Source organism: Erwinia phyllosphaerae (assembly GCF_019132875.1).
Lineage (GTDB): Bacteria > Pseudomonadota > Gammaproteobacteria > Enterobacterales > Enterobacteriaceae > Erwinia > Erwinia phyllosphaerae.
In genome coordinates this window covers 150,520-170,504 of the sequence record NZ_JAHSPF010000004.1, presented here as the reverse complement: position 1 = coordinate 170,504, position 19,985 = coordinate 150,520, and the positions used below count along the sequence as shown (strand labels likewise).

The following is a 19,985-nucleotide window of genomic DNA, read 5'->3' as shown; positions in this document are numbered from 1 at the left end:
GCATGCTAATGCGTATGATTCTCATTCTTTTTATCGGCTATGCGCCGTTTATCCATTGATGGAGTGCTGCATGAAATCTTTACGTCCGGCCGCCCTGGCGGTTGTTGTTGCTCTGGGGCTGGCTGGCTGCCAGGCACCTGCTAAAAAACCTGAAGCCCCGGTCAACACTGCCGCAGCGGCAACGCCAAACACCCAGCTCAACCAGCGCGAGTTAGGTGACGGCCTGTATGAAATGGCCTGGACGCCAAAAGCGCTCTACGTTGCCAGCGCGCAGTCTTTCAAAGACGTTAACGGCGGGGTGCTTTATCGTCTTGACCCGACCACGCTGGCGACAACTGGCGAAACCCATACCGATCTGAAGAACTTTGGCATGGCTGCCGATCCGGATGGCAAGGTGTTTTACACCACGAACTCGCTGGATGGCGGTATCTCGAAAGTGGATGCGCAGAGCGGTAAGGTGCTGGAACGCCTGAAATTTAGCGAAAAAGGCAAAGATGGTTCGCCTTATGGCGCGCGTGAGATCCTGTGGCATGAAGGACAGCTTTACATCGGCGGCGTGGGCGATCCTGGCGTAATCTGGGTAGTGAATGCCAACACCATGAAGCTGGTTAAAACCATTAAAAATGCAGGTAAGTGGGTAACCGGCATTATCTGGTCCCCGGTCACCGATCGCATTTATGCGGCCAACGGCGGCGGCGAAGTGCTGGTTATCAATCCGCATAATCATAAAATCGAAAAACGCTGGACGGCTGGCGACGGCAAAGAGTATCTGCTGCTGAATATGGCGGAAGATCCGGCAACAGGCCGCCTGTTTGTCACCGATAATTCCAAAGCTAAAACCACGCTGGTGTTCGATGAGCGCAGCGGAAAAGTGATTAAGCGTATTGAAGGCGATGCGCTGGGCATAAAATTCAACGCGAAGCGCAATGAAATCTACATCAGCCAGCGCGAAGCGAAGAAAGTGCTGCAGCTTGACGCCACCAGCTACGCGGTGAAAAACAGCTGGTCGTTCGACAGTAACCCGAACAGCCTGCTGGTTTCGCCAGATGGGCAGACGCTGTACGTCACCGTTAAGCAAGCCTTTAATAAAGATGATTCCACCAAAGGCAAAGACAGCGTGGTACGTATTGCGCTGAAATAAGCACAGGGATGCCAGCAGCTTATAACGACGGCTTTTACGCCGTCGTTTTTATATGTGAAAGTTCTTTCGCCGGGGAAGAATTCTCCCACGGCGTTACACCTGCGCCATGCCGCCATCAACAAACAGCTCGGTTGCGTTAATAAAGCTGGCAGCGTCGGAGGCCAGAAAAGCCACGACTTTAGCAATTTCCTGCGGTTCGCCCAGTCGGCCCAGCGGCACCTGCGCGGCCAGATAGTCAAATAATCCCTGACGCTCCTCTTCGCTGGCCAGACCGCCAAGGCCTGGCGTTTTCACCGGGCCAGGGCTGACAACGTTGATCCGGATGCCGCGATCTTTCACGTCAAGCGCCCACGAGCGTGCAAAGTTTCTGACCGCCGCTTTGCTGGCGCTATAAACGCTGAAGCCTGCCGTACCCTGGACGGAAGTGGTGGAAGCCGTCAGAATGACCGACGCGCCATCTTTTAACAGCGGCAGCGCTTTTTGCACCGTAAACAGCACGCCACGCACGTTAGTACCGAATATGCGATCGAAATGCTCTTCGGTGATCGCGCCCAGCGCCTGCATATCGCCGCCGCCCGCATTGGCAAACAGAATATCAAGGCGTCCTGCGCTTTTGGCTATTTGCGCGTAGACCGTATCCAGATCGGCAAGGACAGAGGCATCGGCCCGAATACCTGTTGCCGCCGCACCAATAGCCTCAACGGCAGCATCCAGTTCCGGCTGGCGACGGCCAGTAATAAATACTTTCGCGCCCTGAGCGGCCAGTTCATGTGCCGCTGCCAGACCAATACCCGATGTGCCGCCGGTAACCAGTGCGATTTTGCCATTAAGTGAAGTCATTTTTTCTCTCCGATAGGGCCCGGCGTATCCGGGCATGAATTCACTGTAGCGGCACGCCATTTGTTGATAAATACTGTAAAATGGAAATGACTATTCACAGCCATGTATAATTAACGATACCGGAGTGATGTATGGATCAGCTGGCAGCAATCAGAGCTTTTGCGCGCGTAGTGGAAGCAGGAAACTTTACGCGCGCGGCCGACTCGCTCTCTATGCCTAATGCGACGCTAAGTAAACTGGTGCAGGAGCTGGAAGCGCATCTGCATATCCGCCTGCTACAGCGCACGACCAGACGCGTTACGGTGACGCCAGAAGGGCAGGAATACTATGAGAAAACCGCCCGCATCCTGAAAGATCTGGAAGATATCGATACCTCTTTCAACGCCGTACGCGGTCAGCCGCACGGGCATTTGCGTATTGACGTTGGCGGATCGACCGCACGCGATGTACTGATCCCAATGCTGCCCGATTTTATGGCGCGTTATCCGGATATTCGTATCGACCTGGGCGTGTCCGATCGCAGCATCGATTTAATCGGCGATAGCGTTGACTGCGTTATTCGCGGAGGCCCGCTTTCAGATTCTTCGTTGATTGCCCGCCAGATCGGTTCTGCGACGTTAATTACCTGTGCCACGCCACAATATCTGAAGCTTTTTGGCATACCGGCTTACCCGCAGGAGTTAAATAATGGGCACCGGCTGGTCAGCTATCTTTCTTCGCAAAGCGGCCGGGGTTTTCCGTTTCGCTTCCAAAAAGACGGTGAAAAGCTGGAAATTAAAACTGAACATCGCCTGGGCATAAACGAAAGCAATGCGCATCTGGCAGCGGCGCTGGCCGGGTTAGGCATCGTGCAAACCTTTACCTATGCCGCCAGAAGCGCGCTAAAAAAGGGCGAGCTTGTGGAAATATTAAAAGAGTGGCGGCCGGCGGCTTATCCTTTTCATCTGGTTTATCCACAAACTCGTCACGTTACGCATCGCCTGCGCGTCTTTATTGACTGGCTGGTTGAAAAGTTTCCGGCACGTGTTGCCGACGCGGATGATTAATATTTAACCATCAGGTTGCGGGCCGGGCCGAAGAATATATAAGGTGTTATCCGACTAATCCGCAGAGGGAAGTATTGAATAAAACTAACTGATAAAAAGCAAAGTCTGAAAATTTCCGGGGATATATAAAGAGCAATTTGAATTTTGCTCAACAATAAGCACCGCGATCCGTTTTCTGCCATCTGATAAAACGGCAGTAATACGAAATTATATCAGGTGATAGCGCGGCAATTGCTTTAGAATCGCCGGCACTCTGTCATTTGTTTAGCTGGGAAATTATGAAGGATAGTGCATTGCAACGTCGGCCTTCCGTTTGGTGGGGCGCGATGATCATTTGCGGTACCGTGGTTGGCGCAGGAATGTTTACGCTGCCGGTGGTGATGGCGGGCGCATGGTATGGCTGGTCGTTGCTGATCCTGCTGGTAAGCTGGTTTTGTATGCTGCTGTCAGGGTTGCTTTTTGCCCGGGCCAGCCAGCATTATCCGCTGGGCGCGGGTTTTGATACCATCACGCGCGACCTGCTGGGACGGGCCTGGGCAGCCATCAACGGCGTGAGCATTCTGTTTGTTCTCGGCATCCTTACCTATGCCTATATTTCTGCCAGCGGGCCGGTTTATCAAAGCTCGCTCAATCGCGCCGGCCTGCATCTTTCCGTGGCGGAAGCGAAAATCATTCTGACGCTGTGCGTGGCGGTAGTGGTCTGGCTGGGTACGAAAGGCGTAAGTCGGCTTATGACGTTTTGCGTGCTGGCAAAAATTTTGCTGCTGGTGATGCTCTTTGGCGGACTGTTGACGCAGCTGAATCTTTCCACGCTGCTGAACAGCGGCGTATCGGGGCAGTCCTACTGGCCCTATACGCTTGCGGTGCTGCCGTTTTGTCTCGCTTCTTTTGGCTATCACGGCAACATCAGCGGACTGATTAGCTATTACGTCGGCGATAAAAAGCAGGTTAATCGCGCGCTGATACTGGGCACCTTTATGGCGCTGGTGATCTATCTGTTCTGGATGACCGGCACAATGGGAAATCTGCCGCGCGCTTCGTTTCCCGCCATTATTGGCGCTGGCGGCGATATCGAAGCGTTAATGTCCGCGCTACGCCACTATTTGCACGTTAGCGCGCTGGCGTTTTTGATGGATCTCTTTTCGCATTTTGCGGTGATCTGTTCTTTCCTTGGCGTAACGGCGGGGCTGTTTGATTTTATTGCGGACCGGCTGAAGATGGCCGACACGCGTGCGGGCCGTTTCAAAACCGCCTGCCTGACGTTTTTACCTGCTTTGTGCGCCTCTCTCTGGTTTCCCAACGGCTTTATCGCGGCGATAGGCTTTGCCGGACTGTTCGCCACGCTGTGGGCCGTCTTCGTTCCTGCCTTGCTGGCGTTAAAAGCGCAGCACAAATTCGCCGATCCCACCGTGCATACTGGCAGACAAATCGCCGCTATTGCGCTGGTTATGCTGTTTGGCGTGCTTAACGTTCTGGCATGGTTCCTCAGCTGGCTGGGCTGGCTACCAGTTTTTCAGGGGTAAAAGATAAAAGCCCGGTTTTTGACCGGGCTTTCAGACTGCGCTATTTGGTTTTTTGCAGTAAAACCTTAGCGCCGCCCGGCGTCGTTTTCTCCCAGAAACCAGTACCACAGCGGAATGGAAAGCAGACCGGTAAAGACCATGGAGTAAACGGCGATCATAAAGAACTGCGTCACCAACATTTCTGCCGACCAGTCGTGCAGAGGAATATGGTATTCGTCGATAGCGCCGCCAATCATTGTTTTACACATCACCGTCAACGCAATTGCCAGAACGACAAGAACCGCCGCGATAAACTGTTTTTTCTCTTTCCGCATCACGGAAGATGTTTTCATAGCGTTAAACCCTTGCTTCATTCGCTGTGCGTGGCGCTGCCCGCGTACAACATCAATTAATAAAAAGACGAGCAGGCTAAGGCCCATCACCGGTAGCGCATAGCCGAGCAGCAGTGCCGCCAGCCCGCTGACGATTTTACCCGTCGGCGAAACGGCCTGCCAGGCTGCCAGTAGCGTTTGGGCAGAGTCCGTCACGGCGGGACGGCGCAGCCACCATAACCGATAGCCCAGCACGATCATTACACACAAACCCAGCCCGAACGCCGCCAGAATCAGCTGGTTCGGCAGGCCAAACAGCACGCCCATATGCGCATCTACGCCCCAGCGGGTCAGTTTCGCCACCAGCGGGAAAGAGGCGAACTGCACCCGGTCAACAATGCCAAAGCTATGCGGATCGACCGAAACGGCATCCACGCGAGTCGGCCAGCTGCGGTCGATCTCGGTTACCGTCCAGGCCTTACCAGCGGCTTTAGGCTGACGCAGTTCAACTTTCGCTGCGGTAATGCCGTTAGCTCTTGCCGTCTGCAATACCCGGTCCCAGTCGCCGTTCGCCGGATTCATTGCCGCTGCCGAAGTATGCGCCCCCATTGCGGACATATCCATAGCGGCATGCTCTGCATGGGGATCGGGTCGTGCATCAGAAGAGGCGTTCAACGAAGTATTGACCTGCGGCGTCAGCCAGTTAAGCTCGCTGCGCATCTTATCGATATTGCTGCCTGCCCACTGCGACCATGTCAGGCCGGTTACGGAAAAGAACACCAGCCCGCCCAGCAACACCAGGCCCAGCGTAATGTGCCAGTGACGCGTAACGGCAAATTTCCCAGCCGGCTTTTTATTACGGCGAGGACGCTTTCCGGCCCACAGCGCGACGCCGCCGAGTGCGGCAACCCACAGCCACGAGGCCGCCAGCTCGCTGTAAATACGGCCTGGGTCGCCCAGCAATAGCCCACGATGCAGCTGATCCAGCCACATTCTCAGCGGCAGCACGCCGGAAGTGCCGTAGACCGTCATATCACCTTTAACCCGTAGCCTATAAGGATCGATAAACACCGAACGGGATTCAGAAGCGCCCAGCGCCGGATCGATAAACTGCACGCGCGTGGTTTCCGTTTCGCCAGCGGCGGGGCGCACGGCATAGATCCTGACCCTTTCCCCCGCGTGGTGACGCGCCGCATCGATTTGCGCCGACAAGGGTTTCGCTATCCCCTCTGGTTGCGCCGTCAGGGCATCGGCATAGAGGGCATTCTCAATTTGCGGCGTCAGGACATATAGCGTCCCGGTAAGCGCGGCGACAAAAATAAAAGGAGCAATAAAAAGGCCGATATAGAAATGCAGGCGACGAACAAGATTCATTACCGCGCCCGTGACAGGGGCAGTATTTACGGCATGAGATGACATAAAATTTCCGGTCTGCTGTTAAAAATGATGGCGCTTTATGCAGGTGAGGGCCTTATTTAAGGCGAAGCAAACCCTGCGCAAAGCACATATTTATTTTCAAAGGTTATCGCTATACAACCAGACGATGGCCAGGGAAATAAATTAACAGACGGGTGGGGCACGCGGCTGAGAAACGCCGGGAAATAACCTGACGGGCGCGACGGGAACATAGCGAACGAGCCGGGGGCGGGAAACAGTAAACAGCAGCAGAATAACGGCAAGGACTAGCCATATCAGCACCGGGAAATGCACCAGCAGCTGGCAGTAGCCGCAGGCAATATCGTCCATGGTTCCCATGCTTTCGGACATCGCCGGAGCTTGATGCATGGCGGAACGATCGCCGTCATCCGGCATGCCGTGATGCGCTGGCGCCATATTCATTCCCGGCATCACCATTTCAGCCGCGGTTCCCTCCTGGGCTATCTGCCTGTGCTCCAGCGTCCTGGATACCCAAGGCGCGATAAACAGCAGCATAATTGCCAGAAAGGCAATCAGGGCTGGTATACGGCGTTGAGACAGGCGATGTAGCGTTGGCAAAGGTGGGATTCCAGTGCAGAAAAAAGAGAGCTTAACAACTTTTACCGCAAATGTTAAAAAGTTATTCGCGCCGTTTAAGCTGGAGTCATCGTAAAGCGACTAAAAACCAGAAGCTTCCGTGCTTCTTTGGCCCGCGCCTTCCATAGCGCGAGAGGTGCACTATGCCTTAGACGGTTGTGGCCGTGGGGCAAGAACAGCTTTGCCCATGCGGATCCCGCTTTTCTCAACAAAATTATAGAGAAGGGTGGAGATCAGATAGACAGGTGGAATAACCAGCAGGCAAACGATGGCAAAACGTACCAATGGCGCATAGTTGATCAGGTTCCAGTTTTGCAGCAGCAGCGCGGTCGCCGGGATAACAATCAGCAAATGAAGCAGGTAAACCGAGTAAGAAACGTCGCCCAGCCAGGCGTTAAAACGGTTATTAAGCATTTTACGTGGCCACCAGATTAACGATGCCATTTTGCCGCCTTCCGGATATTTCCACAGTACCAGCGCCATGCCTAAAATCATCAGCACATCCATAGGGATTTGATACTTCATCATCCCCAGGCCAATCACAAAACTCGCCGCCGGGCCAGCCTGCGCCAGAAGGATAAAGAGCAGAGACTTTCTGCGCACGGCCTCGGCCAGCAGCATGCCGGAAATAAAGATATTGAGCTTAATCAGAATCAGCGACGGCATGCTGAACGCTTCGTAATAATTATGGAAAACAAACCTGCCGATGCAGCACAGCACCATAATAGCCAGCAGGCTTTTGCCATAACCAAAACGCGCCGTTATTAACATAATAAAGGGGAACAGCAGATAGAACTGCATCTCCAGCCCAATGCTCCAGTCAGGCAGCACGGTATTAAAAGCATAATGGGGCAGAAAACCATAAACAAAGGTCACATGATTGACAATGTTGGCTAAAGACTGGTCGGAATAGCGTGATGCTTCAGTAGCCGTTTTGGGGAAAAACTGCGAGATGATATCTCTCATTTCGCCAAACCACGGGCCTGCCGCTATAGCGACAATCAGCAAAATATAGTAAAGCGGCGCAATGCGAAAAAATCGACGTAACCAGAATTTTTTAATGGTTGTGGCGTGATCCCAGGGCTCTACATCCCGACGTTCGATATAGTTTTTTGCCATTAAATAGCCGGAAAGAAGAATAAACAAATCGACGCCAATGCCCGGTGACGAAATAAGGGGAATATGACAATCCGCCAGGATACAGATATGTCCCAGCAGAACCCAGAGTGAAGCCAGCCCTCTCAGGCCTTCCAGCTCCTTTGACCAACCGCGCGATGTTGCCATCTTAATCCTCCAGTGCAACTTTTTGTAAACGATGTGCGGGCGGAGGGTAAAGGATTTGTAAGCGCATTAATATCGGATAACTGACTTAAGTGGAAATTATAGGAATATACTCAATTCCTTATCAGGGCTAATGCTGTGAGATAAATCAAATTAACAGATGATGCCGCACCTTGATAAAAATATCATATTAATCAATAGATTAATAATTGACAACCTTGTTGTCTGGCCTGATCCATCCATCGATATGAAGCGGATCTGATGTTTTGTGGCGGGGAAAAGCTTATAAAAGCAGAAAAGCTAAAGTGACCGTTTGGCAGAGGAGAACCGCGTATATGAAGAGGCCACTAAAAATTATGCTGGCCATTCTGATGATATGCGTAATGGGCTTTTTTAGGGCGTGCAATATCTCAGCATGGAATTCGCTAACGGGGCTTACCTGGAAAAAAGTGAGTATAAAAAAACAGAAAGGTGCAATATCAATGGGGCTGCTGGATCGGCAAAGATTCCAATATAACAATATCGATGGGTATTGATGAAAGCCTGAACGCCATTCGTGTTGCGATGGTCGATAAGACGGGGTAAACGGGCTATCAATAGCGATACCGATAGCCCAGAAATCTGCTCTAACTAATATGGTGTAGCGCTTCGCCCACGGCGTCAAACAGGCGATCCAGCTCGGCCGGTTCGGTGTTGAACATTGGGCCAAACTGCAGCGTATCGCCGCCAAAACGTACGTAAAAGCCGGCTTTCCACAGCGCCATACCAGCATCAAATGGCCGGATGGTGGCGTCGCCGTCGCGCGGAGCCAGCTGAATGGCGCCCACCAGCCCGCAGTTGCGAATATCAACAACGTTTGGACAATTTTGCAGGCCGTGCAGGGTGCGCTCAAAATGCGGAGCCAGCGCCGCCGACCGCTCGATCAATGATTCTTCCTCCAGCAGATTTAGCGTTGCCAGACCTGCTGCGCAGGCGACAGGATGCGCGGAATAGGTATAGCCGTGACTGAATTCTACCGCGTGTTCCGGCAGCGACTGCGCCATAAAAGTCTGATAAATTTCGCTGCTGGCGACCACGCCACCCAGCGGGATCGCACCGTTGGTCACCTGTTTGGCAAAGTTAAGGATATCCGGCGTCACGTCAAAATAGTCCGCGCCGCTCCAGCGACCCATACGGCCAAAACCGCTAATCACTTCATCAAAAATCAGCAGGATGTTGTGCTGCGTGCATATCTCGCGCAGCCGCTGCAAATAGCCCTGCGGCGGAATAATTGCACCCGCAGATCCGGAAAGCGGCTCGACGATCAGCGCGGCAATATTCGAGGCGTCATGCAGCTCAATCAGCTTGAGCATCTCATCAGCCAGCGCGACGCCACCGGTTTCCGCCATGCCGCGCGTAAAGGCCATGCCTGGCTGTAGCGTATGCGGAATGTGGTCGACATCCATAAACTGACCAAACATCTTACGGTTTCCGCCGATACCGCCAAGGCTGGTGCCCGCGATATTCACGCCGTGATAGCCACGCGCGCGGCCAATCAGTTTGGTTTTGGCGGGCTGGCCTTTGATCCGCCAGTAGGCGCGGGCCATTTTTACCGCCGTGTCTGCCGATTCAGAACCGGAACCGGTAAAAAATACATGATTAAGATCGCCCGGCATTTTCTGTGCGATTTTATCTGCCAGCTGGAAAGAGAGCGGATGGCCATACTGAAAGCCCGGTGAATAATCCAGCGTGCCCAGCTGGCGAGAAACGGCGCTCTGAATGTCGCTGCGCGTATGCCCGGCACCGCAGGTCCACAGGCCGGAAAGGCTGTCAAAAATCTGGCGGCCCTTATCATCGGTCAGCCAGCGGCCTTCGGCAGCAACGATAAAGCGCGGATCGCGCTGAAAATTTCGGTTGGCGCTAAAAGGCATCCAGTGCGCCTGCAGATTCAGCTCGGCAGTATTGACTTGGGACATGATATTTCCTCCAGACGGTGTGTTAAGAGTTTGCATTCATCCGTTGGGTAAGTTAAATGCTAATTAACTAACATTTACTTGTGGAAAAACTCACCTGAATGAAAACCAAATCATTAGAGCAGGTAACGGACTTTGACCTGAAGCTGTTACGAATTTTTAAAACAGTAGCTGACTGCGGCAGCTTTTCCGCAGCGGAAAGCCTGCTGGGCATTACGCGTTCCGCTATCAGTCTGCACATGAGCGATCTGGAAAAACGGCTCGGCATGCGCTTATGCCAGCGAGGGCGGTCAGGGTTTGCCTTAACCGATGAAGGAAGGGAAATCCTTCGCCATAGCGAGACGCTGACGGCCGCGGTTGAAACTTTTCGTCAGCAGGTGAACCAGATGCACAAGCAGCTGCGCGGCGAATTTAACATCGGCATCATTAACAACCTGGTGACGCAGCCGATGATGAAAATCACCCATGCGCTGGAACGGCTACGTGAAAAGGGGCCGGATATTCGCCTGAACCTTAGCATGACCACCGCCGCAGAAATTGAGCGTGGCCTGCTGGATGGACGCCTGCACGTGGGTGCTCTGCCGCTGACCTCACCGATTTCAGGTCTGGAATATCAGACGCTTTATGACGAAAAATCATATCTTTACTGCAGCAACAAGCACCCGCTTTTTGACAGAGATGGCGAACCTGATGACGACCAGCTTATCCACTATGATGCGATTGCGCCGTCTTTTCGCATGACGGCTGAAACCATCGGTATGCATCAGATGCTGCACTGCACCGCAACGGCGTCTGACCGCGAGGGCATTGCGTTTCTGATCCTCACCGGCCGCTTCGTAGGCTTTCTTCCCGATCACTATGCCAGCCAGTGGACCGAGAAAAAGATGATGAGGGCCATCGCGCCTCAGCGTTTGTTTTACAACAGCAATATCGCCGTTGTAACGCATAAGGGTCGTCGTTCTAATACCATCCTTGATCTTTTTCTGCAGGCACTTGCCGTCTGATTGCGCTTAATCCGGGCTTTTTTTCCTCTGTTTAAAGCACCGTGATGTGCTGGCTGGTCAGTAACTGGTGCATTTCGTCATCCAGATCGCAATCAACTACCAGGGTACTGGCTAAAGCGAGCTCACCGATGGCGAAAGCCGAGGCAGAGTTGATCTTTTCCTGCGAAGCCATCACCACCGTTTCTGCGGCTCTTTCCGATAAGGCTCTTTTCACACAGGCTTCTTCGTAATTTCCGGTCGTGAACCCGGCGCTCTTGTGCACGCCGGTGACGCCCATAAAAAAGAGGTCGGCATTGATTCTGCGAATAGATTCGGTCATTGCAGCGCCGACCGTTACCACGGAATGCTTATAAAGCTGGCCACCAATAATAATGACGTCGACCAGAGGCAGATTAACAAGCCCGACGGCAATACCCGGACTATGGGTGACGACGGTAAAGGGCAGGTTGTCCGGCAGGAGCTTAATCAATTCACCTGTCGTTGTGCCGCCGTCAATTATCACCACCTGACCTGGCTGGATAAGCCTGACCGCTTTTTGCGCCACGCTCTGCTTTGAGCTTATTTGCAGGTTTTTTCGGGTTTCAAACGTGGCGATAGCGCTTGATACCGGCAACGCACCGCCGTGCACTCTTTGCAACAGTCCTTCCGCCGCTAACTCTCTGAGATCGCGACGAACCGAATCTTCCGAGATAGCAAACCGCTGGCTTAATTCTGACGACATAACCTGTTTTTCCCGGGCAAGGATATCCAGGATTGCCTGTTTTCTCTGGCCTGAAAGCATCATTTCCCCTTCACGAACATGCTTGTTAATGCGTTATTTTGCATGGTATGGTGTTTTTTGTCATCCTTGAATGGGCTAAAACATGAATAAACATGCACAACATATCAGGAATCTTAAAGACCAGCTGCTCTCCGACAACTGGTATACGCTAAAAAAATATACGTTTGAACTGTTACGCCGGGACGGCCGCTGGCAGGAACAGAGCAGGGAAGCGTACGATCGCGGTAACGGCGCGGTCATTCTTTTGTATAACAAAGTGAAAAACACCGTGGTACTGACCCGGCAATTTCGTCTGCCTGTTTACCTTGGTAACGGTAACGGTTTTCTGATTGAGGCTGCCGCCGGATTACTGGATAACGCCTCACCTGAGTCACGCATTATTGCCGAAGCCGAAGAGGAAACAGGCTTTAAAGTCACGACTGTAGAAAAAGTTTTTGAAGCTTATATGAGTCCCGGGTCGGTCACGGAAAAGCTTTTTTTCTTTATCGCCGACTATTCCGATCGGCAGCGCAGTAACGATGGCGGAGGACTTGCTGATGAAGGCGAAGATATTGAAGTGCTGGAATGGCCCTTCGAACGGGCGCTGGGAGCGGTGAAAAGCGGCGAAATCCAGGATGCTAAAACCATTATGCTGCTGCAGTATCTGGCAATGAATGCACTATTAAGGACGAACGGATGAAAAGAATGCTGATTTTAATTGCGGGGCCGGTCAGAAGCGGAACAAATGGAGAGGAAGCGTTAATCAAACAGAACCTGGACAGAATGGCGCAGTTTGCCCTTGCTATTTATGCCAAAGGCCACGTTCCCGTTATCGGTGAATGGCTGGCTTTACCGCTGGCGGAAGCGGCAGGCTCAGAAAAGATTGGTGATGAAATCAGCGAACGTTTTCTGTATCCGGTGGCGCATCGTCTGCTGCAATGCTGCGACGCGATTTTACGTATCCCTGGCGCATCTAACGGCGCGGATAACGATGTACGAATCGGTAAGGAACAGGGGCTGCCGATTTTTAGCACTGTGGACAGGATCCCGCAACTCAGTGAATAGCATTGCCCTTATTCAGCTTGCTTGTCTTTACGTCGGGAACAAAATGCGAAATTCCCGGCCATGGCTACAACGGTAATGTTGTCTCCTCATCCGGGTTTTTTATACGGCTTTGCAAAAAATCGATAAACAATCGCACCTTTTTGGGAACGTGACGCGTATTAGGGTAGAGCGCATAAATGCCCTGGCGAGGAAACCGGTAATCAGGAAGAAGCTTAACCAGATCGCCTTTAGCAATATCATCCTGCACCAGCCAGGCGGGCAACAAGGCTACACCAGCGCCATTCTGGACAAACGCTAACAGCGAAGCGGCGCTATCTGCCATCAGCTCTGCCGGGTGGCTTACTTTGAAAAGGAAGTTATCGCCTGCGGGCGTCAGAATCTGCCAGCTTAAAGGCGTTGTCAGGCGACTATGGGCAATCCAGCGCGCGGACTGAAGCCGTTCCGGATCGTCTACTATCCCATCCGGGTGCCGCGCTAAAAAGCTCTTTGCAGCAACGGGAAAAATATCAAAACTGTCGATAAGTCTGGCATGGTGAGTTGAGTCGGCCAGCTGACCAAGACGAATCGCCACATCTAAACGTTCTGCTATCAGATCGTCATTTCTGGATGAGGAAATATGCTGGATACGCAGTTGTGGATGAAGGCTGGCAAAAGCGGCAAGGGCGGGGACAACGACCCGAGCGCCATATTCTGGCGTAGTAGTGATACGCAGTGTACCGCTCAGGCCTGAATGATCGCCACGTACGTCATCGAACACTCTTTCTGCATCCTGAAGAAGCTGCAAACATTGCAGATAAAAGCGCTCGCCGGTATCGGTGACGGCAACTTTGCGGGTGCTGCGCGTCAGTAACGATACGCCAAGCTCTTCTTCCAGCTGTTTGATATTAAAACTGACGACGGCTCTGGTCAGACCTAGCGTCTGGGCTGCGCCCGTAAAGCTCCGCGCTTTTACCACGGCCACAAACATCTCCAGCCGCTGCATATTTAACATAATTCCTTTATCCTGCTGATTATTGTCAAAATAAGTTTGACAGTATAGCGACAAAAAGGGGATTTATCGCCGGTTTTTCATTCCCTATACTGCGGCCATAATATTGTTTCTTATGGAAAAAGCATGAATTATCGAATGCGTGTTGCCACGATTTATCTGCTGGGCTTCTTTATCGATTTGGTTAACATGTTTATCGCTAACGTGGCTTATCCTGACATAAGTCACTACTTTTCCGCCTCGGTAAGCCAGCTGGCCTGGATAAGCAACGGTTACGTTTTGGGGCTGACGTTGGTAATCCCGCTCAGCAGCTGGCTGGCGAAGCGTATCGGCATGAAACGCCTGTTTATGCTTTCGCTGGTTATTTTTATTATCGCTATCATTGGCGTAAGTAGCGCTGCCTCAACAGAGCAGCTGATTAGCTGGCGGGTGATACAGGGATTGGGTGGCGGCCTGTTAATTCCGGCAGGACAAACAATGACGTATGCTCTTTATCACAGCGACGAAAGAGCGAAGCTTTCCGCTGCGGTGATGCTGGTGGGGCTGCTGGCTCCGGCACTGTCGCCGGCTATTGGCGGCATGCTTGCCGACAGCCTTAGCTGGCGCTGGGTGTTTTTAGTCAGTCTGCCGGTGGCTTTTATCACATTACTGCTGGCGGGCCGCTGGTTAAAGCCGGATCTGAAAAACAGAGGGGCTGCACGGCTTGACCTTAGCGGGCTGATTTCCAGCTGCTCGGCCTTGACGCTTATTTTATTGGGGCTGACCGCTTTGGGAGAAGATGCGCCAGGCAAAGCAGCGCTGTTGCTGGTGGGCGGAATAGCGCTGGCGTCATTCTATACGTACGGCGCCTTACGTAAGCCCGAGCCATTACTGAATATACGACTCATTAAAGAGCCAATGCTGCAAACGGCCATGTTGATCTACCAGTTTATTCCCGGCGTGTTTACCGGGGTAAACCTGATTACCATGCTTTATCTGCAAAATCAGCTTGGTATGTCAGCAGCCAGTGCTGGCGCAATGATGTTTCCCTGGGCGGCAGCGGCCTTTGTCGCTATCAGCCTGACCGGAAAAAAGTTTAACAGCACAGGGCCGCGCCGGTTATTTATTAGCGGCAGCCTGGTACAAGGGGCAGGTATAGCCTTGCTGACACAAATCGACAACGCCAGCGACAATGTGATTGTCGGGGCTGCTTTTGTTTTGATGGGGTTCGGCAGTAGCTTATGCAGCAGCACGGCGCAGAGTTCAGCCTTTATTGCAATAAACAGCAGAGATCTGGCTGACGCCAGCGCTTTATGGAACATCAACCGCCAGCTCAGCTTTTGCTTTGGCGTAACGCTTATCGGTCTGTTGCTCAACGTGTTTTTAAATTCGGGTCTTGCGCCAGGGCAGGCTTATCGACTCTGTTTTATTTTAGCGGCCGCCAGCGTGGTCATTCCCATTATGTTCAGCTTTCGCCTCGCCAGGCGCAACGGGCGTTACGCAATCAATCAGGAGAAACGATGAATATCTATTTTCAGGAAATATTAGACGCTCACCAGCTTATCCGCCGCTGGCTGGGCGACGCCAGTACGCCTGATGCCGTTTGTGAAAATCTGCTGGCTCGCTTTAGTCCAGCTTATTCCATGGTGATGCCAGGCGGCACGCAGCTTAACTACGCCACGTTGTGCACTTTTTTTCGTACGCAACGTGGCGCAAAAGCCGGATTAGAAATTGAGATTGAGAACATGCAGATTATTGCTGAAAGCAGCGCAGGTGCAACGGTAACTTATCAGGAAAGACAGCAGCTTCCTGGTCAGCCTGGCACACTGCGTTTCTCAACTGCTGTTTTTGAAACGGGAAGTGAAGGGCAGGTAAGATGGCGTCATCTGCATGAAACATCCGGGATATTAACTTTATAAATCATTCTTTTTGCAGCGATTCCTCGGGGATACGTGCAATAACCTTGATTTCAAAATCGAATCCAGCCAGCCAGGTAACGCCAACAGCGGTCCAGTTTGGGTAAGGGGGATGCGGGAAAATTGACTGCTTCACCTGCATGATGACGGGAAACTGGTTTTCTGGATCGGTATGAAAAGTTGTGACGTCAATCAGGTCGTCAAACGTACATCCAGCCGCGGCAAGAGTCGCACTCAGATTGTCAAAAGCCAGCTGCACCTGGGCAGCAAAATCTGGCTCTGGCGTGCCATCCGCGCGGCTGCCGACCTGGCCGGAAACAAACAGCATATCGCCTGAACGGATCGCGGCAGAATAGCCGTGCTCCTCATAAAGAGCATGGCGGTTAGCGGGGAAAACGGGTTTGCGTTGGGTCACAGGAGTACCTTTTTGTGTATATCGGTTAAAATTCAGACAGCAAGGCGCTTGCAAATCATCTAATCTCATTTCAGAAGATGCTTAATTTCAATAATGTTCTTATGCAAGGTAGCGGCGATTCGCTTATACAAGGCAGGTTCAAAGCTTAAATGTCATCTGACTCAGATCCACTTAGCAGCAACGCATACGGCTTCCGGTTCAGGCTGCCTTTATGATAAAGGTGCGCATAATGTATATTATGTTAAATGAAGTATGAATGTGCAGGAGTAGCTTTAGCACTTACCACGATCCCACTACGTTGAGCCAAATTCGCCAGGCTTAGCCCCATCCCCTGCTAACTCCTGTCGCTACGGCACCACGTAAACAAAACTCGTCCAGCGCTGACCCTTGCTGTACTTTAACAAAAGCAGCCTGTTCTTCTTCCCGGCGCTAACAAAAACGATCGCGCTACGTGAAATCTGTTGCATCAGCAAGGGCTGAGCCTTGCAGAATTCACGTAGCGTTGTCTCTTCAGTATGCTGGCAACATCAGGAGCCGATATCCCGTAACGCCTTTCCTTTCATAAGGTTACGTTCAATATGCTCCAGCGTGACGTGTTTGGTTTCCGGTACCAGCCAGATGGTCAGCAGGATAAACACAAGGTTTAGCGCGCCGTAGAACCAGAACGTATTGGCGTTGCCCAGCTTTTCCAGCATGGTCAGGAACGTTGCGCCAACAATCATGTTTCCTACCCAGTTGGTAGTTGTAGATGCCGTGATGCCAAAGTCACGCCCTTTCAGCGGCTGGATTTCAGAGCACAGCAGCCAAACTACCGGACCAGCAGCCATTGCAAAACCAACAATAAAGATCAGCAACATCGCAATAGCGAAATACTTACGGAAATCGGTTTCGACCCCGAGATGCAGTAACGTGCCTAAAACGCCCATCCCAATCGCCATAACCAGGAAGCTGGTCGTCAGCATAGGTTTACGTCCCCAGCGGTCGACCAGGCCAATGGCAATTAAGGTTGCCAGCACGTTGACCAGTCCGACAATCACGGTTCCCCACATCTGCTCGCTGGTGCTGGAGAAACCGGCGATGCCAAAAATTTTCGGCGCGTAATACATGACGATGTTCATGCCGGTAAATTGCTGCATCAGCTGTAGCAACATTCCCAGCCACACCGCACGGCGAAAGTTGCTGTTGTTTCTGAACAACGACCAGCCGTGTTGTTTAACCATCAGGCTTTCACGGATTTCGTCCAGCTCCTGCTTTGCCTGCTCGCTGGTATTGCGCAAACGATCGAGCACGCGCTGCGCCTCGTTAAAACGCCCGTGCGAAGCCAGCCAGCGCGGACTGTTGGGAAGAAACAGTACGCCAACAAACAGGATCCCTGCCGGAATAGCAATAACGCCCAGCATCCAGCGCCAGCTGCCGCTGTAGCTGAAGGCGGTGTCAGACAGATAAGCCACTACGATGCCGGTCGTCAGCATCAGCTGATACATAGAGATCATGGAGCCGCGAATGCGTTCCGGCGCAATTTCTGCCAGGTACAAAGGCGCGGTATAGGATGCCACGCCCACGGCCAGGCCAAGCAGAACGCGGGAGAAAATCAGCGACTCCACGTCCGGCGACAGCGCCGACCATAGCGAGCCGATAATAAACAGCGTGGCTCCGGCCAGCATACTTTTCTTGCGGCCCAGCTTTGATGACATCCAGCCCGCGGCCAGCGCACCAATGGCGGCACCAAACATCATCGAACTGACTACCCATTCCTGCTCGTGATTACTGATATGCAAATCTTTCGCTAAAAAAGGCAGCGCGCCTGCAATAACGCCAATATCAAGCCCAAACAGCAGGCCCGAAAGCGCCGCCATCATACAGACGAACCACGTAAATTTATTCCCTGAAACTTTATTGGCTTTCATGCCGTCTCTCCTCGCCCTAAGTCAACTTTCATCAAGAATTTTAACTTTATGTAAATAAGCGAGATTTCGATGCGTTACCGGTCACATTTCAGATACACCACGTTACGCGCAGCAGCGGATCATGCAGGGTCGATCACAGATAAACGTGCCCTTTTCTGCTTTATTCCTCCCTTTTCCCTTTCCAGTTGGCCCACGGGCTGTCGACAGAAGGTTCAGGTTTGGCGGGCACGGCATCGCTCAGCGATGCAATATAGAGTGCCTCGACTTCTGCACGCGCCCACGGCGTACGGCGCAAAAACTTCAGGCTGGATTTAACGCTGGGATCGCTTTTAAAACAGTTGATATTGACGCGTTTACCCATCTCATCCCAACCGTAGCGTGCGACGAGTGCGTTAATAATGGCTTCCAGGGTGACGCCATGCAGCGGATCTTTTGAACCAGGATTACTCATTCTTTTTCTCTCAGCAAAAATAATGGCGTTACCATACTGGCTGACGTACTCAGGTGCAAACCGGGAGTGTTTACGGAAAGGAATAATCTTTTACAGGCCGCATTTTCGCGGCCTGTCTTTTAAGCAAGTTTTGCTAAAGATGCCTGCAAACGCAGGCATGCCTGAGCCAGCAAATCGTCCGCTACCGCATAGGCAATCCGCAAATAGCCCGGCGCGCCAAAGGCCGAACCGTGCAGCACCGCTACCTGTGCATCCTGCAGCAGCCAGCTGGCCAGCGCCTGATCGTTCAACAATATTTCTCCCTGGGGCGTCTCGCGGCCCAGCAGTTTCTGGCAATTAGCAAAGATATAAAATGCACCCTGTGGCGCGCTGGCGCTTAATCCACTGCCGTCGGCAATCATTGCCAGTACCTTCCGACGCCGGCGATCCAGTATTTCAAGCCAGCCCTGAAGAAATTCCGCAGGCTGTTGCAAGGCGACGATTGCGGCAGCCTGGGAAATACTGCTCGGATTGGAAGTGCTTTGCGACTGCAGAATCTGCATAGCGTCAATTAGCCAGGTCGGCCCTGCCGCGTAGCCAAGACGCCAGCCGGTCATCGCATGGCTTTTCGATACCCCATTTACCGTTAGCGTGCGCTCGGCCAGCTGCGGTGCAACCTGAGCAAAAGTTCTGAACGGCGTCTGGTCATAGCGCAGCGGCTCGTAGATATCATCCGCCATAATCAGCACATTCGGATGATCGGACAGCACATCTGCCAGCGCCCGTAACTCTTGTTCGCTGTAGACCGCGCCGGTTGGATTGCCCGGCGAGTTGAGAATCACCCAGCGCGTGGCGGGCGTTAACGCCGCGGCCAGCTGTTCCGGACGCAGTTTCCAGCCGTGCCGCTCTTCGCAGGAAACCATCACCGGTTCGCCTTCCGCCAGGGTGACCATATCCGGATAGGAAACCCAGTATGGCGCGGGAATAATAACCTGCTGACCGACATCCAGCGTGGCAAGCATCGCGTTGAAAATCAGCTGCTTAGCACCGCTTCCCGCAATAACCTGTTCCGGAGAAAAATGAAGCTGATTGTCACGCGCAAACTTGCTGATAATCGCAGCTTTGAGTTCACGCGTGCCTGCTACCGCCGTGTATTTCGTCTGCTTTTGCACAATGGCGGCGATCCCTGCATAGCTAATCGCCTCCGGGGTAGCGAAATCCAGCTCGCCCTCGCCCAGGTTAATCACTTGTTTACCTTCCGCCTCCAGTGCGCGTACCCGATCGGAAATGGCGGCGGTTGGCGAAGGCCGCACTCGCTGCATACGTCTGGCCAGTTGCTGACTATTCATAAATCCTCTTTTGTATTTATTGATTCAACCAATACAATTAATGTCCCAACAACAGCAGGAAAATT

At 52.5% G+C, this 19,985-nt stretch carries 19 protein-coding genes; 8 read left to right on the top strand and 11 right to left on the bottom strand.

Features of this window, described 5'->3' with window-relative positions; genetic code table 11:
- The first annotated feature begins 70 nt into the window (after positions 1-70).
- Positions 71-1,141: a YncE family protein gene (locus KUE00_RS09115; RefSeq protein ID WP_246759486.1), complete on the top strand. Its 1,071-nt coding sequence runs from the start codon at positions 71-73 to the stop codon at positions 1,139-1,141.
- Positions 1,142-1,234: 93 nt separating this feature from the next.
- On the opposite strand, the gene KUE00_RS09110 is transcribed toward KUE00_RS09115, so the two are convergent.
- Complete coding sequence (locus tag KUE00_RS09110) at positions 1,235-1,981, bottom strand: SDR family NAD(P)-dependent oxidoreductase (RefSeq protein ID WP_246759484.1); 747 nt, start codon at positions 1,979-1,981, stop codon at positions 1,235-1,237.
- Between the two features lie 131 nt (positions 1,982-2,112).
- Between KUE00_RS09110 and KUE00_RS09105 the strand changes: the two genes are divergently transcribed.
- Positions 2,113-3,027 carry a LysR family transcriptional regulator gene (locus KUE00_RS09105; RefSeq protein ID WP_246759483.1) on the top strand — a complete coding sequence of 305 codons (915 nt, stop codon included), beginning with the start codon at positions 2,113-2,115 and terminating at the stop codon, positions 3,025-3,027.
- Between the two features lie 278 nt (positions 3,028-3,305).
- Positions 3,306-4,550 carry an aromatic amino acid transporter gene (locus tag KUE00_RS09100; RefSeq protein ID WP_246759482.1) on the top strand — a complete coding sequence of 415 codons (1,245 nt, stop codon included), beginning with the start codon at positions 3,306-3,308 and terminating at the stop codon, positions 4,548-4,550.
- 65 nt (positions 4,551-4,615) lie between these two features.
- Here the strand turns inward: KUE00_RS09100 and KUE00_RS09095 are convergent, their stop codons facing one another.
- The 4 genes from KUE00_RS09095 to aptA form a co-directional block, all read right to left on the bottom strand.
- A complete protein-coding gene (locus KUE00_RS09095; RefSeq protein WP_246759481.1) occupies positions 4,616-6,280 on the bottom strand; it encodes a DUF2534 family protein in 1,665 nt (554 codons plus the stop codon).
- 141 nt (positions 6,281-6,421) lie between these two features.
- Entirely contained in the window at positions 6,422-6,856 is a 435-nt protein-coding gene (locus tag KUE00_RS09090) for a DUF2946 domain-containing protein (RefSeq protein WP_246759480.1), read from the bottom strand.
- Between the two features lie 159 nt (positions 6,857-7,015).
- Positions 7,016-8,158 carry an acyltransferase family protein gene (locus KUE00_RS09085; RefSeq protein ID WP_246759479.1) on the bottom strand — a complete coding sequence of 381 codons (1,143 nt, stop codon included), beginning with the start codon at positions 8,156-8,158 and terminating at the stop codon, positions 7,016-7,018.
- 623 nt (positions 8,159-8,781) lie between these two features.
- On the bottom strand, positions 8,782-10,110 hold the full coding sequence (gene aptA / locus KUE00_RS09080; RefSeq protein WP_246759477.1) for an omega-aminotransferase AptA: 1,329 nt from the start codon (positions 10,108-10,110) through the stop codon (positions 8,782-8,784).
- Between the two features lie 98 nt (positions 10,111-10,208).
- On the opposite strand from aptA, the gene KUE00_RS09075 reads away from it, so the two are divergent.
- Complete coding sequence (locus KUE00_RS09075; RefSeq protein WP_246759475.1) at positions 10,209-11,111, top strand: LysR family transcriptional regulator; 903 nt, start codon at positions 10,209-10,211, stop codon at positions 11,109-11,111.
- Between the two features lie 31 nt (positions 11,112-11,142).
- Here the strand turns inward: KUE00_RS09075 and KUE00_RS09070 are convergent, their stop codons facing one another.
- Positions 11,143-11,892, bottom strand: coding sequence for a DeoR/GlpR family DNA-binding transcription regulator (locus KUE00_RS09070; RefSeq protein ID WP_246759474.1), 750 nt, complete (start codon positions 11,890-11,892; stop codon positions 11,143-11,145).
- A gap of 82 nt (positions 11,893-11,974) precedes the next feature.
- Here KUE00_RS09070 and nudK point away from each other — a divergent pair, with 82 nt between their 5' ends.
- Together nudK and KUE00_RS09060 are read left to right on the top strand one after the other, a co-directional pair.
- Positions 11,975-12,571, top strand: a complete 597-nt coding sequence (gene nudK / locus KUE00_RS09065; protein ID WP_246759473.1) for a GDP-mannose pyrophosphatase NudK — start codon at positions 11,975-11,977, stop codon at positions 12,569-12,571.
- Complete coding sequence (locus KUE00_RS09060; protein WP_246759472.1) at positions 12,568-12,936, top strand: NUDIX hydrolase; 369 nt, start codon at positions 12,568-12,570, stop codon at positions 12,934-12,936. Before nudK ends, KUE00_RS09060 begins: the two co-directional genes overlap by 4 nt.
- A gap of 64 nt (positions 12,937-13,000) precedes the next feature.
- On the opposite strand, the gene KUE00_RS09055 is transcribed toward KUE00_RS09060, so the two are convergent.
- Positions 13,001-13,927 (bottom strand): LysR family transcriptional regulator, encoded by a 927-nt coding sequence (locus tag KUE00_RS09055; protein ID WP_246759470.1) that lies wholly within the window; start codon positions 13,925-13,927, stop codon positions 13,001-13,003.
- Positions 13,928-14,050: 123 nt separating this feature from the next.
- Here KUE00_RS09055 and KUE00_RS09050 point away from each other — a divergent pair, with 123 nt between their 5' ends.
- Both KUE00_RS09050 and KUE00_RS09045 read left to right on the top strand, forming a co-directional pair.
- Positions 14,051-15,427, top strand: coding sequence for an MFS transporter (locus KUE00_RS09050; RefSeq protein ID WP_246759468.1), 1,377 nt, complete (start codon positions 14,051-14,053; stop codon positions 15,425-15,427).
- On the top strand, positions 15,424-15,822 hold the full coding sequence (locus KUE00_RS09045; RefSeq protein ID WP_246759466.1) for a DUF4440 domain-containing protein: 399 nt from the start codon (positions 15,424-15,426) through the stop codon (positions 15,820-15,822). Before KUE00_RS09050 ends, KUE00_RS09045 begins: the two co-directional genes overlap by 4 nt.
- 1 nt (position 15,823) lies before the next feature.
- Here the strand turns inward: KUE00_RS09045 and KUE00_RS09040 are convergent, their stop codons facing one another.
- The 4 genes from KUE00_RS09040 to KUE00_RS09025 form a co-directional block, all read right to left on the bottom strand.
- Positions 15,824-16,234 (bottom strand): RidA family protein, encoded by a 411-nt coding sequence (locus tag KUE00_RS09040; protein ID WP_246759465.1) that lies wholly within the window; start codon positions 16,232-16,234, stop codon positions 15,824-15,826.
- Positions 16,235-16,761: 527 nt separating this feature from the next.
- Positions 16,762-18,141 (bottom strand): sugar porter family MFS transporter, encoded by a 1,380-nt coding sequence (locus KUE00_RS09035; protein WP_246759464.1) that lies wholly within the window; start codon positions 18,139-18,141, stop codon positions 16,762-16,764.
- Between the two features lie 160 nt (positions 18,142-18,301).
- Positions 18,302-18,592, bottom strand: coding sequence for a VF530 family protein (locus KUE00_RS09030; RefSeq protein ID WP_246759463.1), 291 nt, complete (start codon positions 18,590-18,592; stop codon positions 18,302-18,304).
- Positions 18,593-18,711: 119 nt separating this feature from the next.
- Positions 18,712-19,920, bottom strand: coding sequence for a pyridoxal phosphate-dependent aminotransferase (locus KUE00_RS09025; protein ID WP_246759462.1), 1,209 nt, complete (start codon positions 19,918-19,920; stop codon positions 18,712-18,714).
- Positions 19,921-19,985 lie beyond the last annotated feature (65 nt).

Bases quoted from the DNA above. Each gene is read 5' to 3' on its own strand.
- KUE00_RS09030 (WP_246759463.1), bottom strand. From the start codon at position 18,592: ATGAGTAATCCTGGTTCAAAAGATCCGCTGCATGGCGTCACCCTGGAA.
- KUE00_RS09110 (WP_246759484.1), bottom strand. From the start codon at position 1,981: ATGACTTCACTTAATGGCAAAATCGCACTGGTTACCGGCGGCACATCG.
- KUE00_RS09115 (WP_246759486.1), top strand. From the start codon at position 71: ATGAAATCTTTACGTCCGGCCGCCCTGGCGGTTGTTGTTGCTCTGGGG.
- KUE00_RS09060 (WP_246759472.1), top strand. From the start codon at position 12,568: ATGAAAAGAATGCTGATTTTAATTGCGGGGCCGGTCAGAAGCGGAACA.
- KUE00_RS09035 (WP_246759464.1), bottom strand. From the start codon at position 18,141: ATGAAAGCCAATAAAGTTTCAGGGAATAAATTTACGTGGTTCGTCTGT.
- KUE00_RS09075 (WP_246759475.1), top strand. From the start codon at position 10,209: ATGAAAACCAAATCATTAGAGCAGGTAACGGACTTTGACCTGAAGCTG.
- KUE00_RS09045 (WP_246759466.1), top strand. From the start codon at position 15,424: ATGAATATCTATTTTCAGGAAATATTAGACGCTCACCAGCTTATCCGC.
- KUE00_RS09100 (WP_246759482.1), top strand. From the start codon at position 3,306: ATGAAGGATAGTGCATTGCAACGTCGGCCTTCCGTTTGGTGGGGCGCG.
- nudK (WP_246759473.1), top strand. From the start codon at position 11,975: ATGAATAAACATGCACAACATATCAGGAATCTTAAAGACCAGCTGCTC.
- KUE00_RS09085 (WP_246759479.1), bottom strand. From the start codon at position 8,158: ATGGCAACATCGCGCGGTTGGTCAAAGGAGCTGGAAGGCCTGAGAGGG.
- KUE00_RS09025 (WP_246759462.1), bottom strand. From the start codon at position 19,920: ATGAATAGTCAGCAACTGGCCAGACGTATGCAGCGAGTGCGGCCTTCG.
- aptA (WP_246759477.1), bottom strand. From the start codon at position 10,110: ATGTCCCAAGTCAATACTGCCGAGCTGAATCTGCAGGCGCACTGGATG.
- KUE00_RS09070 (WP_246759474.1), bottom strand. From the start codon at position 11,892: ATGCTTTCAGGCCAGAGAAAACAGGCAATCCTGGATATCCTTGCCCGG.
- KUE00_RS09055 (WP_246759470.1), bottom strand. From the start codon at position 13,927: ATGTTAAATATGCAGCGGCTGGAGATGTTTGTGGCCGTGGTAAAAGCG.
- KUE00_RS09050 (WP_246759468.1), top strand. From the start codon at position 14,051: ATGAATTATCGAATGCGTGTTGCCACGATTTATCTGCTGGGCTTCTTT.
- KUE00_RS09095 (WP_246759481.1), bottom strand. From the start codon at position 6,280: ATGTCATCTCATGCCGTAAATACTGCCCCTGTCACGGGCGCGGTAATG.
- KUE00_RS09105 (WP_246759483.1), top strand. From the start codon at position 2,113: ATGGATCAGCTGGCAGCAATCAGAGCTTTTGCGCGCGTAGTGGAAGCA.